The sequence below is a fragment of the Brevundimonas goettingensis genome, assembly GCF_017487405.1.
Taxonomy (GTDB): Bacteria; Pseudomonadota; Alphaproteobacteria; order Caulobacterales; family Caulobacteraceae; genus Brevundimonas; species Brevundimonas goettingensis.
On the sequence record NZ_CP062222.1, the window covers coordinates 2096614 to 2109421 of the forward strand.

Below are 12808 nucleotides of genomic sequence, written 5' to 3' on the forward strand. Positions count from 1 at the left end.
CGCTCTCCTCAGGCGGCCTTGGTGGCCGCGCGTCCGCGCGGTCCGAGGAAGTATTCCTTGATCCACGGATGATCGGAACGCTCCAGTTCCTGCACCGTGGCCTTGGCGACGATCCCCTTGTCGGCCAGGACCGCGACCTTGTCGCAGATGGCGTAAAGGCTATCGAGGTCGTGTGTGATCATGAAGACGGTCAGGCCCAGGTCGTCCGACAGGGTCCGTATCAGCTCGTCGAAGGCCGCGGCGCCGATGGGGTCCAGCCCCGCCGTCGGTTCGTCGAGGAACAGCAGTTCGGGATCCAGAGCCAGGGCGCGGGCGAGGCCCACGCGCTTGCGCATCCCGCCCGAGAGCTCCGACGGCTTCTGATGGTGCGATTCCGGCTTCAGCCCGACCATGGCGATCTTCATCTCGGCCAGTTCGCGAATGGTCTCGCGCGGCAACTTCGTATGTTCCACCAGCGGCGAGGCGACGTTGTCGAGCACGCTCAGCGACGAGAACAGCGCCCCCTGCTGGAACAGCGTTCCCGTGCGCCGCTCGATGTCGGCCGACTGTTCGGGGCTCAGGTCCGAGGTATCGTGGCCAAAGATGCGGATCGTGCCGCCATCAGGCTCCTTGAGCCCGATGATGGTGTTGAGCAGCACGGTCTTGCCGGTCCCGGACCCGCCGACCACGCCCAGAACCTCGCCCCGCTGAACATCGAGATTCAGCCCGTCGTGGATGACCTGATCGCCGAACTGACTGACCAGATCACGCACCTCGATGAGGTTGTCGGGCGCCTTGTCGTTCGCGGGCGCTTCCGCCTCCGGGGTCTTCGCCTTGGTCACAGGTTCAGCTCCAGGAAGATCAGGGCGAAGACGGCGTCCAGGAGGATGATGGCGAAGATGGCCTGAACCACCGCCGCGGTGACCCTGCGTCCCAGGCTCTCGACGTCGCCGGCGACCGACATCCCCTGACGGCAGCCGATGGCGGCGATGACGATGGCGAAGACCGGGGCCTTGACCATGCCAACGAACAGATGGGTCGCCATCGTATTGTCCTGGCCCAGCTGCTGGATGAAGAAGGCCGGGCCATAGCCGAGCTGGCTCCAGGTCACCAGCATGCCGCCCAGCAGGCCGGTCAGGATGCCGACGAAGGTGAGCAGCGGCATCATCACCAGCATGGCGGCAAGCCGCGGAATGACTAGGGCCTGGAAGGGATTGACCCCCATAACCTGCATGGCGTCGACCTCCTGGTTCATCCGCATCGACCCGATCTCCGCCGCGAAGGACGACGACGAACGACCGGCCAGCAGGATGGCGGTGATCAGGACCGCCAGCTCACGCAGGGTGGCGACGGCGACCAGCTGAACGGTGAACACCCCAGCCCCGAACTGGGTCAGCAGGTTCGCGCCGAGGAAGGCGATGACGGCGCCGATGAAGAAATTGGTCACGGCGATGATGGGGATGGCGTCCAGACCGGCGCGTTCACCCTGGCTGAACCAGGCAGGCCAGCGGATGTCCGAGGGATGCCGCACCGCCGCGCCAGAGGCGGTGATCAGACGACCGAGGAAGGCCATCGACAGGATCATCTCGCCGCCGATGTCGTAAACGCCCTGACCGATCTTGGCGAAGGTTCGCGTCAGGGGGTCGGGCCTGCGCGGCGGCGGGGCGCTCTCGCGCTCCAGCTTTTCGACCATCGCATAGACGCGACCCGCCTCGGGTCGTGAGGACCAGGCATCGGCCGGCAGGGACTTGTCAGTCGCCTGGGCGATGATCAGGGCGCCGGCGGTGTCGAACCGTCCCAGACCCGAGATGTCGATGCGCGAGACCGTACGCCCGGACAGCTGGTCGCTGAGCCGGCGCGCCGCATGGCCAAGACCGCCCGTGGTCCAGTCGCCGCTGAGGCGCAGAACCGCACTGTCGCCGCCCGACTCATCGATCTGGAAATCCGCTGCGCTCATCCCCTCCCCTTTAGCCGAGCCCGTGCCGAACGCCCATGGCGAAGCCGGGCCCGAGGCCTCTGAACGCCCATATGGTCAAGTTGTTCAGTCGACCGTGGCAGTTACGCGTCACAGCAGCTGACGGACGCGTTTCAGATCCTGGATGAAGACGGCGTGTTCGCGGCGCCTGGCGGCCTCGTCGGGCAGGCGCAGCAGATAGGCCGGATGGACGGTGACGAGAGCATGGGAGCCGTCCGTCAGAGGAATGGGCATCCCCCGCTCGCGGGTCACCGTGACCTTTCGCCCCAGTACGCCCAGTGTCGCGGTCGACCCCAGCGTCAGCACCACCTTGGGCCGAACCAGAGCCCGCTCGTGATCCAGCCACCAGCGGCAGGCGGTGACCTCGCTGGTCGTCGGCGTTCGGTGCAGGCGGCGCTTGCCGCGCGGCTCGTGCTTGAAGTGTTTGACCGCATTGGTGACGAAGGCCTCGTCCCGGTCGATGCCGGCCTCGCGGAAAGCATCGTTGAGCAGCTGTCCCGCCGGACCGACGAAAGGACGGCCGGCAAGGTCCTCGTGATCGCCCGGCTGCTCGCCCACAATCATCAGCTTCGCGCGCGGCGGGCCTTCGCCGCAGACGCCTTGCGTCGCATCACGCCACAGCGGGCAACGGCGGCAGGCCTGGACCCCGTGGCGCAGCTCATCGAGGTTCGACGGCGAAAACCCCTCCTCGAAGGCGCCGTCGCGGTTGTGTCGGAAGATCGCCTTGGCCAGCCGGGCGTTGGGTTCGGAATGCGGAGTTCCGACCATGGTTTCCGTGCGAACCGCCGAGGCGGCGACCAGTTCCGGGATCAGGGCGGCTTCGGGCAGGTTTTTCCAGTATCGCTTGGGCATCTCGCCCTGCATGGTCTTTGTCTTCAGCCGGGCCGGATTGAAGGTGGAGGCGTAGTAGGTTTTCCAGAACTCCTCGATCTCGTCCTCCTGCGGGGCGTCCGAGGCCTGGGCGGGCGGGCCGAAGCTCATGGCCTTGCCGTCCCAGAAGCATGAGCCGTCCGGCGTCAGGATCGACCAGCGCATGGTGGTGAACCGGTTGGCAAAGAAGGGGGCGGTGCGAGCCAGGACCCTATGCGCGGGCTCGAACCAGGCCACCCAGCATTCGCCCTCCTCGTCGAAGGCCTGACGGAAGCGGACGAAGGCCTTCATCTTGTGGCTGGCGCGGCTGACGTTGCGCTGCCGGTCCATGGCGTCGGAGACGTCGCGGTCCGAGCGCACCCGCATCAGGTCGCGCTCGGCCTGAAGCCGCCAAAGGATGCGGTACAGCAGGTCGAACCGGTCCGGGGTGCGGTGCAGGACCACGTCGTGGGCCATATCCACGAAGGCCTGGGGCACGCGGAGCGGCCGCGCCTTGTCCGGAAGCGCAGACTCTCCCTCGCCCGCCGCGGCGTCGAACAACCCGCCCTGAAGGTCCTCCCCGACCACGAACCGGGCCTCGCCCGGCGCCACCCCCGCCAGCCGGAACGCCCGCGCGGCCAGACGCCAGCCGTCGAAATCGGTCTCCGAGGCCAGGACCGCGACGCGCATCAGAACAGGCTCATCTGAACCGGCTCGACCGTCGGAGTCAGCCGGGCGCGCAGGTCGACGGCGTCGGTCAGGCCGCCGGGCGTCCAGTCCAGGGCGGTGATGAAGGGCCGGACCTTGTCGATGCCCCGACACAGCCGCGCCACGTCTTCCAGCCGCAGCGTCCGATAGCGCCGCACCGAAATCATCCGATCGACCGACTTCACCCCCAGGCCGGGCACGCGCAGCAGGGCCTCGCGGTCGGCCGTGTTCACATTGACCGGGAACAGCTCGCGCCGGTTCAGGGCCCAGGCCAGTTTGGGATCGACGGCCAGGTCCAGCATACCGCCGGTCGTCGCTTCGCCGATCTCGGGCGCCGAGAAGCCGTAGAACCGCATCAGCCAGTCGGCCTGATAAAGCCGGTGCTCACGCATCAGCGGCGGCTTCGACAAAGGCAGGGCCGCGCTGGAATCCGGGATCGGGCTGAAGGCCGAATAATAGACCCGGCGCAGGCCGTAGCCGCCGTAGAGCGAGGCGCTGCGGTCGAGGATTTCAGTGTCCGGCGCCCCGTCAGCGCCGACGATCAGCTGAGTGCTCTGGCCGCCCGGAGCGAATTTCGGCGGTTTGATCCGGTCCTTCTTCTGCGGCTTCGCGGCCTCGACCTTGAGCCGGACTTGACCCATGGCCTTCTTGATGACGGCGAGGTCCTTCTGCGGCGCGAGGCGCGTCAGGGCCTCCTCGCGCGGCACCTCGATATTGGCCGAGAGCCGGTCAGCGTAGAGGCCCGCCTCCTCGACCAGCCGGGGATCGGCCTCGGGGATCAGCTTCAGATGGATATAGCCCCGAAAGTCGTGGTCGAGCCTGAGCGACTTCGCCACAAGGACCAGCTGCTCCATCGTGTAGTCGCCGGACTGGATGATGCCCGAGGACAGGAACAGCCCCTCGATATAGTTGCGCCGATAGAAGTTCAGCGTCAGGTCCACGACCTCCTGCACCGAAAACCGCGCGCGCTGGACGTTCGAGGACACCCGGTTGATGCAGTAGGCGCAGTCGTAGATGCAGAAATTGGTCAGCAGGATCTTGAGCAGGCTGACGCAGCGCCCGTCCGGCGTATAGGCGTGACAGATGCCCATCCCCTCGGTGGAGCCGATGCCCTTGCCCCCGATGGAGTTCCGCTTCCCCGTGCCGGACGAGGAACAGGAGGCGTCGTATTTCGCCGCGTCCGCCAGGACCGACAACTTCTTGCGCAGATCGAGTTGAGCCATGTTCCGGTTATGTTCTCAACCGGAAGCCACGTCCAGCGTGGCTATAAAATCAATGTGGACAAGCCCTTAGGCCACCCTACCGCAGATAGTTCAGCAGGGACGTATCCTTGAGCTGGCTGATCACCTGGGCCGATGCCTGGACCGCCAGCTGGGCCAGCTGGATGTCGGTGACGGCCTTGGCCATATCGGCCTCGGTCTTGGTGTTGACCATGTCGCCGAGCTGGGCGACCTGGGCCTCGTGGCTGGCGTTGGTGCTCTCGACCTGTTTGGCCAGGGCGCCGTTGCGCGAGATGACCTCGATCGTCGCGGTGCTGGCCGTATCCAGCCGGTTGAGCTGGGCGGTCAGGAAGGTCTTCTGGGCGTCGGTCGGCTTGCCGGTCAGGGGGCCGGTCGCCGGATCGTCGTTATAGGCCTGGATGTCCTTGAAAATCTGGAAGATCGTCGTGCCCAGGTCGTCGGCCAGATAGCCGGTGCGGACCGTTGTCTGCTCGCCCAGACGCGAGGTCTGGGGCAGATCGTCGTTGGTGAAGGTCGAGGCGATGCTCGGTGCGGCCTTCAACTCGGCCATGGTCGAGACGGTGACCGGCGCCTTGGTCGAGTCGGAGCCGGCGAACAGATAGTTGCCCTGGTGCTGGGCGTTCAGCCCGTTCTGGATCGACTGGAACTGGCCCTGCAGCTCCAGCATCAGGGTGTTGATGTTCTCGGTGGCCAGGGCGCTGCCTATGGCCGAGCGGGCGCCGGTGACGCCGTCGCCGACCTGGTTCAGGGCAAGGTCCTGGCTCTCCAGCCGGTCAGCGACCGCCGTGCCGGTGTCGATGAAGCCCTGGACGCGGTTCTGGGCGGCCTTCAGGGCGGTCAGGCTCTCGGCCCCGCGCCCGAAGCCCTTCATGTCGGTGGCGATCTTCTGCGTCGACAGCCGGGTCTGGGCCTCATTCTGCTGGGCCTGGGCCGACATCAGATTGAGAAGTGCCGACTGATAATTGCCCGTGGTCGAAACGCGGCTCATTGGACCATCCCCAGAAGCGTGTCGTACATGTCCTTGACCGCCTGAATGAGGCGGGCGGAAGCGTTGAAGGACTGCTGGAAGGTGGTCATGTTGACCAGCTCCTCGTCCAGATTGACGCCCTCATAGGCCGTCTGGCGCGTCTGGGCCTCGGTGTGGACCGCATCGGCGCTGGCGGCGCGGGTCTTGGCCGCCGCGGCGCGCGCGCCGATGTCGCCCGAGAAGTCCGAGGCGTAGCGCGACACAGACTGCTGGCCCGCGGCCGAGCCGCCGCTGGCCTGGAAGCTCACCGTCTTCTGGCCGGCGTCGGCCAGACCCAGGGCCCCGCGACCGTCGCCGGAGGCCAGGGCCGTGGTCCCGGCGGCCGCCGACAGGTTCAGCTGGGCCAGCGACAACTTGGCCGGATTGCCCGAAATGTCGGCCCGCACCTTGAAACCGTCGGCGCGCGAGGCCCGCACCCCGCCGCCCAGGCCGAACAGCTCGGTCATGGAGACGCCGGATGGGACCTGGGTGGTGGTGTCCTTGATGACGCTCATCGTCGCGGCCGGGTCGGTATTGCCCTTGAAAACCACCGATCCGGTGGAATCCAGGCTGAAGGTCCCGTAGCGGCCCACACCGGTCACGGGGTTGTTCATCGCCGTCAGCAGTTCGGACATCGTGCCCGTCCCGGTCGGCACCGTCACCGTGAGGTCGCGCAGGCGCGTGCCGTCCGGCTCGGCGAACCGCAGGATCACCGTCTCGCCCGCCGCGAAGCCGTGCAGGGAGCTGGCGGTCAGGCCGATGTCATAGTTCGACGGGCGATCCGCGGTGATCAGATCGTTCATCCCGAAATAGTGGGAGAAGCCCCTGCCCGCCTTGCTGCTGGGCGAGGTCGCGTCGTCGGCGATGACGACGCCGTCGGTGGCCCCGGCCGCCGTGATGCTGAGCTTGCCGTCGGTGAAGCTGGCGGTCGCGGCGCCGGCCAGCTGGGTGTTCAGCGTCGTGAGGAAGGTCGCGGGCGTGGCGGCGACGCCGTTGATCGTCATGGTCCCGCCCGAGAAGACGATCGGCACCCGGGTGGTGACCACGCCCGAGGCATTGGTCACCGCGATATTGGTCGTTCCGGTAAAGCCGGCCAGGGCCGTCTCCAGCGTCTGGCCGACATTCTTGCCGGTCAGGGTCTGGGGCGCCGGGACGGCGGAGTTGGCGTTGTGGGCGCGGTTCAACTCGTCCGCGACATGGGTCATCAACTCGCCGAGACGCTCGGCGGCGGCGGGGGCCTCGATGTCACGCGTCTCCAGCAGGCCCTTGATCTCGCCCGAGACCAGGCCGTCGGTCAGGGAGCGCTTCTGACCGCCGGGCTCGGTGATATAGATGTCGTCGAACTTGCTCTCGGCATTGACCGAGCCGGCCGCGCGATACTCGATCTTCGCCGCACCGGCGCCCGCCAGCAGCAAGCCCGAACTGGTGCGGACGGTGACGCCGCCGTTGTTCCTCTGGGTGACCTTGACGTCCATCAGCTCGGACAGCTGGCCGATCAGCGTCGCCTGGGTCGTTTCCGAGCCCGAGGCGTCGCCGTTGGTGGCCAGGGCCTTGGCGATGTCGGTGTTCAGGGTCTCGATCTGCTTGAGCAGGTCGTTGGCCTTCTCCACGGCCGTCTGGACGCGGCCGTCGGCGTCTTCACGCACCGACTGGATCTGGCCGGCGATGCGCGCGGACTCGTCGAACAGGGCTTGGGTCTTGAACAGGGCTTCCTGCCGCAACGGCGAGGAGGTGGCGTTCTCGGCCGTCGCGGCGAAGGCGGAGAAGATGCCGTCGATCTGGGAGAAGAAGCCCGTGTCCCCGCCCGGGTCCCCGAACAGGGTCTGGATCCGGTCATAGAGTTCGTACTTCACGTCCTGGCGATTGGCCTCGGCCGACGAGTTCAGGCTGGCGGCCTGAAGGAAGCGGTCGGTGGCCAGACGGACGCGCGCGATGTCGACGCCCGAACCGACCCCTTCGGTCGTCAGGGCGACCTGATCGGCGATCTTGCGGACATAGCCGGGCGTGTTGACGTTGGCGACGTTGTCGGAAACCACGCGCAGCTGGGCTTGGGACGTGGCCAGACCGCTGTTCGCGATGTTCAGGATCGAGCTGAGCGACATCGACCTAGGCCCTCTTCACCAGAACGCTGCCCGGCAAGCCCTGCCTGCCAACGCGCGTTTTTTGCCCGGCCACGGAAAGGCTACGACGCTGTAATGCGTTGAAACCAAAGACAATCGTGGATCGCGCCTGAATCATGATGTGCAAGGAGCGCAAACACCGGGCCAAGCTTTCAGCCGTGAAACGAATGCCTCGCGAGCCGGGCAAAAAACGGCGAAGGCGCGGCAAGTTTGGCCGCAGGTCGCAGATTGCCGGGCCAGCCCACCCCGAACATTCTCCCATATTTTCATAGACTTGACTTCACAATCCGAACTGGCCCGACCTTTGCGATGGAGGCTTCGAATGACCCGGGCGCAGCAGGCGCCGACCTCACCTCTTCAAAGTCGCCTGCAGACGCATGTCTCTTCCCTCGTCCGCCATCGCCTCGCTCGTCCCGCCCGCCCCGACCCGGGCGGCGAAGGCGGCCGCCTCGGCCTCAGGTGACGATTTCGGCGCCCTGATGGCCGCCGACCGGGATGACCGGGACGCCGTCGCAGCCGCCGCCAAACAGGCGGCTTCGAAGAAGGCGGCCGCGAAAGCCGACGCCAAACAGGACGCCTCCAAAGCCGAGACAGCCAAGGCCGACGCCGCCGACCAGACTAAAGAGACCGCCGCCCCGAAAGCGGAGACGGCGGACAAGCCCGCCGAGGCCGCGAGCGACGCCACGGTCGTCGCCGACGCCGCTTCCGACAAGACCGATGAGACGGCCCAGGACGGCGACATCCTGCTGAACGCCGCTCCGGCCCCGGCCCAGCCCCTGATTCCGTTTTCCACCCCAGCCGTTCAGATCGCCGCCGCAGCGGCCGAGACCGCCGAGGCCGCCTCCGCCGCGATCGACGCCACGACGGCCCCGTCGCTCGAGCCCGTTCCGGCTCAGCCCGCCCAGACGACGGACGAGACGGCGGCGCAAACCTCGGCGCAGGCCTTCGACCAGGCTCCGGCTCAGGCCACCGCGCAGACGACGGGCGCCACAGCGACCGCTGAGGCCGCCCCGACCTCACGCCCCGCCGAAGAGGCGGCTGTCGCCGCCGCGACCGCCGCCATCGAACTCGCACAGGCCGCGGCCGAGACCGCCGGCCCGGTCGCGGGCGCCGTCGCCGACGTCGTGGGCGATCTTCTGGCCTCGGCCCTGAAGGCGGACGCCAAGGCCCCGCCGCCGGGGCCGGTTCTGGCCGCCGTCGCCGCCAAGGATGCGTCCGCTTCCGACAAGGCGGTCTCCCCGACGAGCCAGGCTACATTCAGGGCAGAAGCTCCCGTCGCCGAACCGGTCGCGGTCGAAGCTCAGCAGCCGGCTCCCGCCGCCCCGACCGCCGCTGAGACGTCTGCCGAGACCCAGGACGTGACCGAGGCTGCCCCGCGCATTCCCGCCCATCTGCGCGGCGAAGCCGTCTCAAACGCCCCTGTTCGGGCCGAGGCCTCCGAGGGCGCCGCGACCAGGGCCCTGGCCACGGCGACGGCCGCCACGACGCCGGAACAGACTTCGGCCGCCCCCGTCTCCGCCTCGACCTCGGCCTTCGCGGCCCAGGTTCAGGCTCAGGCCCAGACGCAGGACCCCGCCGCGCCGCTGGCCCTGAGCCCCGACGCCGTGCCGACGGCCCAGACCGCCCAGACCACTGCTTCGATCCAGACCACGCCCGCCGCGATCGCCCAGTCAGGGGCCCAGTCCGGCCTTTCGCGGGCGACGCTGGAGACCACGGTCCAGATCGCAGCCCAGATCACCCGCCAGCTCGCCGGCCGTTCGACCCGGTTCGAGATGGGACTGACGCCGGAAGGCCTGGGCAAGGTCAATGTCAGCATGGACATCGACGCCAGCGGCCGGCTGACCGCCCAGCTGGCCTTCGACAATCCCCTGGCCGCCGCAGACCTGCGCGCCCGCGCCGACGAGCTGCGCAGCCAACTGCAGGACGCCGGCTTCACCCTGGCCGACGACGCCCTCAGCTTCACCCAGCAGGACGCCTCGTCCTCGAACGGCAACGATCGCGGCTCCGAGCAGCGTCAGGGCCGCGCCTTCGCCTCGGCGTCGCGCATCTCCGATCAGGCTGACGCCCTGCCGCCCGTTCCCGCCGCCTGGGTTTCCCTGTCCCTCACGCCTCGCGGCGTGGATATGAAGGTCTGATCCGATGGTCGCCGCAGTCACCACAGTCGATTCAGCCGCCGCTAACGCCAATTCCGCCCGGACCAGCCTGGCGACGAATTTCGACACCTTCCTGACCCTGCTGACCGCCCAGCTGAAGAACCAGGATCCGCTGTCGCCGATGGACTCCACGGACTTCACCGCCCAGCTGACCCAGATGACCGGGGTGCAACAGCAACTGCTGACCAATGATCTGCTCACCAGCCTGCTGGCGGCCCAGAACGGCGGCGGCCTGGCCAACGGCTCCAACTACATCGGCAAGGAAGTCACCGCGGTCTGGGCGGCCGACAAACTGACCGACGGCAAGGCCAGCTGGAGCTACGAGCTGGGCGCCGACGCCACCGACGTCAGCCTCTCGGTCCTGGACAGCGCCGGCAAGGTCGTCTGGACCGGCAAGGGCAGCGAGCTGAAGACCGGCTCCCACGACTTCACCTGGGACGGCAAGACCACCGCCGGCGGCCAGATGTCGGACGGCGGCGTCTATACCCTGAAAGTCAGCGCCACCAACGCCGCGGGCACGGCCATAAGCAGCCAGGTCCTGATGACCGGCACGGTCGACGGGGTCGAGCTCTACGACAACGTCCCCTACCTCAACGTCGGCAACACCATCATTCCGCTGAGCACGGTCATCTCGCTGCAGAAGAAGGCCGTCGCCGAGACCCCGACAGACGCCAGCACCCCCGCCACGGCGGACGCCTGATTCCCTTCCCCGAACGCCAACAGTTTTAGTTTCAAGGAACACACGCCATGAGCATCAACAGCGCCCTTCTGGCCGGGGTCTCGGGCCTCTCCGCCAACTCGGCCGCCCTGGCCGCCATCTCGCAGAACATCGCGAACGTGAACACCATCGGCTACAAGCGCGTGGCCAGCGAGTTCTCTACCGTGGTCAACAGCCAGACGCGCGGCGCGGGCTATTCGGCGGGCGGCGTCCTGTCCAACACCCGTAACTACATCTCGCAAGGCGGCCAGCTGCAGCGCACGACCGAGTCGACCGACCTCGGCATTTCCGGCGCCGGCTTCTTCGTCACCACCCAGAAGGCCGAGGGTCTGGACGCGACCGACCCACGCCTGTTCACCCGCGCCGGCGCCTTCCGCGTCGATGAGTTCGGCTATCTGAAGAACACCGCCGGCCTGTACCTGCAGGGCTGGCCCGTCGACAGCAACGGCAACCTGAACACCGACCCGTCGGACCTGGGCCGCCTGCGCTCGATCAACGTCGGCTCGGTCGGCGGCACCGCCGAGGCCACCACCCGCGCCCAGCTGAACGCCAACCTGAAGTCCAGCCAGCCTGTCTCGGCCGAAGCCAAGGCCGCCGCCGCTTACGCCGCCGACCCGCTCGATCCCGCCGGCGCCGGTCGCTACGACCCGACGACCAACTCCATGGCCATGTACGATCCGGACACCCTGGCCGGGACCAAGCCGGACTTCGAGATGACCGTGCCGGTGTCGGATTCCAAAGGCGGCCAGCGCACCGTCGCCGTCTCCTTCCTGAAGAGCGCCACCCCCAACCAGTGGTACGCTGAAATCCGCGCGATCCCGGCCAGCGACGTGATCACCGGCGCGCCTCTTGCGAATGGTCAGCTGAAGAGCGGCCTGGTGGCCTTTACCCAGGACGGCCGTCTCGACGTCGACGCCATGGCCGCCCTGGGCTCGGCCGCCCTGTTTTCCGACGTCACTGACGCCAGCATTCACTTTGGCTCTTCCAACTCGGCCGCGCCTGCGGCGGGCGAGATCAAATGGGCGGATGGTCTGGGCATCGACAACCAGAACCTGGCCTTCAACCTCAACGCCTCTGCCGGCGGCCTGACGCAGTACGACTCCGACTCCGTCGTCCAGGCCGTGGTCACCAACGGTACGGCCTTCGGCAACCTGTCGAACATCGAGATCGACGAGACCGGCTTCGTCACCGCCATCTTCGACAACGGCGTTACCCGCAAGATCGCCCAGCTCGCCCTGGCCACCTTCACCAGCCCGGACAGCCTGACCCCCGCCAACGGCAACGCCTTCAAGGTCAGCCAGGGCTCGGGGACCTACAACCTGAAGGCCCCTGGCAGCGGCGGCGCGGGCTTCATCGGCGCCTCCCAGCTGGAAGCCTCGACCGTCGACCTCTCGGCCGAGTTCACCGGCCTGATCACCACCCAACGGGCCTATTCCGCCTCATCCAAGATCATCACCACCGCCGATGAAATGCTGGCCGAACTGATCAACGTCAAACGCTGATCGGCAAGTAATTAATCATTAGTGTCAATGAATCGTCGCTTAAATACTGGCCAGACGGGCTCTTCGGATGGATCCGATTTTATCGTTTCCTTCACCACGAGCTTTAAACGGCCTTTAGCGCTGCGTGGCTATTGTCTCATCAACGGTGATTGGTGATGAGGCAAAAGCCCATGTTGCAAGAGCGACGCCTGAATAACAAAGGCGAACAATACGTGGTCGGACCGACTGGCACGCCCCTGACGCTGCGCGATCTGCCGCCGGCGAATACCGACCGGTGGGTCATCCGCCGCAAGGCCGAGGTCGTCGCCGCCGTTCGCGGCGGTCTCCTGTCGCTAGAGGACGCCCTTTCGCAATACCGTCTGACGGCGGAAGAGTTCATCGCCTGGCAGAAGGCGATCGACAAATGGGGCATGCAGGGCCTGCGCACGACGCGGATCCAGAGCTACCGCTCCTAAGGCTTTCCCTATCAAGGGATAGACGGACGGCCGCTCCCGGCGACGGGGGCGGTCGTTGTCGTCTGGGCCGCCTGAAAGACACACATTGCGACGTCACATGCG

The 12808-nt window shown here is 67.2% G+C and carries 10 protein-coding genes; 4 read left to right on the forward strand and 6 right to left on the reverse strand.

Going from position 1 to position 12808, the window contains the following annotated elements:
• Nucleotides 1-8: 8 nt before the first annotated feature.
• The 6 genes from IFJ75_RS10440 to flgK form a co-directional block, all read right to left on the reverse strand.
• Nucleotides 9-821 (reverse strand): ABC transporter ATP-binding protein, encoded by an 813-nt coding sequence (locus IFJ75_RS10440; protein WP_207867948.1) that lies wholly within the window; start codon nucleotides 819-821, stop codon nucleotides 9-11.
• Nucleotides 818-1936 (reverse strand): ABC transporter permease, encoded by a 1119-nt coding sequence (locus tag IFJ75_RS10445; RefSeq protein ID WP_207867950.1) that lies wholly within the window; start codon nucleotides 1934-1936, stop codon nucleotides 818-820. Before IFJ75_RS10445 ends, IFJ75_RS10440 begins: the two co-directional genes overlap by 4 nt.
• A 108-nt stretch (nucleotides 1937-2044) precedes the next feature.
• Entirely contained in the window at nucleotides 2045-3493 is a 1449-nt protein-coding gene (locus IFJ75_RS10450; protein WP_207867952.1) for a UdgX family uracil-DNA binding protein, read from the reverse strand.
• Nucleotides 3493-4734: a putative DNA modification/repair radical SAM protein gene (locus IFJ75_RS10455; protein ID WP_207867954.1), complete on the reverse strand. Its 1242-nt coding sequence runs from the start codon at nucleotides 4732-4734 to the stop codon at nucleotides 3493-3495. The genes IFJ75_RS10450 and IFJ75_RS10455 overlap by 1 nt, the downstream gene beginning before the upstream one ends.
• Before the next feature lie 76 nt (nucleotides 4735-4810).
• Nucleotides 4811-5740, reverse strand: a complete 930-nt coding sequence (locus IFJ75_RS10460) for a flagellin (RefSeq protein WP_207867956.1) — start codon at nucleotides 5738-5740, stop codon at nucleotides 4811-4813.
• A complete protein-coding gene (gene flgK / locus IFJ75_RS10465; RefSeq protein ID WP_207867958.1) occupies nucleotides 5737-7860 on the reverse strand; it encodes a flagellar hook-associated protein FlgK in 2124 nt (707 codons plus the stop codon). The genes IFJ75_RS10460 and flgK overlap by 4 nt, the downstream gene beginning before the upstream one ends.
• Before the next feature lie 395 nt (nucleotides 7861-8255).
• Here flgK and IFJ75_RS19720 point away from each other — a divergent pair, with 395 nt between their 5' ends.
• The 4 genes from IFJ75_RS19720 to sciP all read left to right on the forward strand — a co-directional run bounded on the left by IFJ75_RS19720 (nucleotide 8256) and on the right by sciP (nucleotide 12706).
• A complete protein-coding gene (locus IFJ75_RS19720; RefSeq protein ID WP_225896774.1) occupies nucleotides 8256-10013 on the forward strand; it encodes a flagellar hook-length control protein FliK in 1758 nt (585 codons plus the stop codon).
• A 4-nt stretch (nucleotides 10014-10017) separates the two neighbouring features.
• Nucleotides 10018-10731, forward strand: a complete 714-nt coding sequence (locus tag IFJ75_RS10475) for a flagellar hook assembly protein FlgD (protein ID WP_207867959.1) — start codon at nucleotides 10018-10020, stop codon at nucleotides 10729-10731.
• A gap of 47 nt (nucleotides 10732-10778) precedes the next feature.
• Nucleotides 10779-12251 carry a flagellar hook protein FlgE gene (gene flgE, locus IFJ75_RS10480; RefSeq protein WP_207867960.1) on the forward strand — a complete coding sequence of 491 codons (1473 nt, stop codon included), beginning with the start codon at nucleotides 10779-10781 and terminating at the stop codon, nucleotides 12249-12251.
• Nucleotides 12252-12421: 170 nt separating this feature from the next.
• Entirely contained in the window at nucleotides 12422-12706 is a 285-nt protein-coding gene (gene sciP, locus IFJ75_RS10485; RefSeq protein ID WP_207867961.1) for a CtrA inhibitor SciP, read from the forward strand.
• Nucleotides 12707-12808 lie beyond the last annotated feature (102 nt).

Excerpts from the sequence above, each read along its gene's own strand:
- IFJ75_RS10445 (WP_207867950.1), bottom strand. The coding sequence starts at position 1,936 with ATGAGCGCAGCGGATTTCCAGATCGATGAGTCGGGCGGCGACAGTGCG.
- IFJ75_RS10450 (WP_207867952.1), bottom strand. The coding sequence starts at position 3,493 with ATGCGCGTCGCGGTCCTGGCCTCGGAGACCGATTTCGACGGCTGGCGT.
- IFJ75_RS10455 (WP_207867954.1), bottom strand. The coding sequence starts at position 4,734 with ATGGCTCAACTCGATCTGCGCAAGAAGTTGTCGGTCCTGGCGGACGCG.
- IFJ75_RS10460 (WP_207867956.1), bottom strand. The coding sequence starts at position 5,740 with ATGAGCCGCGTTTCGACCACGGGCAATTATCAGTCGGCACTTCTCAAT.
- flgK (WP_207867958.1), bottom strand. The coding sequence starts at position 7,860 with ATGTCGCTCAGCTCGATCCTGAACATCGCGAACAGCGGTCTGGCCACG.
- IFJ75_RS19720 (WP_225896774.1), top strand. The coding sequence starts at position 8,256 with ATGTCTCTTCCCTCGTCCGCCATCGCCTCGCTCGTCCCGCCCGCCCCG.
- IFJ75_RS10475 (WP_207867959.1), top strand. The coding sequence starts at position 10,018 with ATGGTCGCCGCAGTCACCACAGTCGATTCAGCCGCCGCTAACGCCAAT.
- flgE (WP_207867960.1), top strand. The coding sequence starts at position 10,779 with ATGAGCATCAACAGCGCCCTTCTGGCCGGGGTCTCGGGCCTCTCCGCC.
- sciP (WP_207867961.1), top strand. The coding sequence starts at position 12,422 with ATGTTGCAAGAGCGACGCCTGAATAACAAAGGCGAACAATACGTGGTC.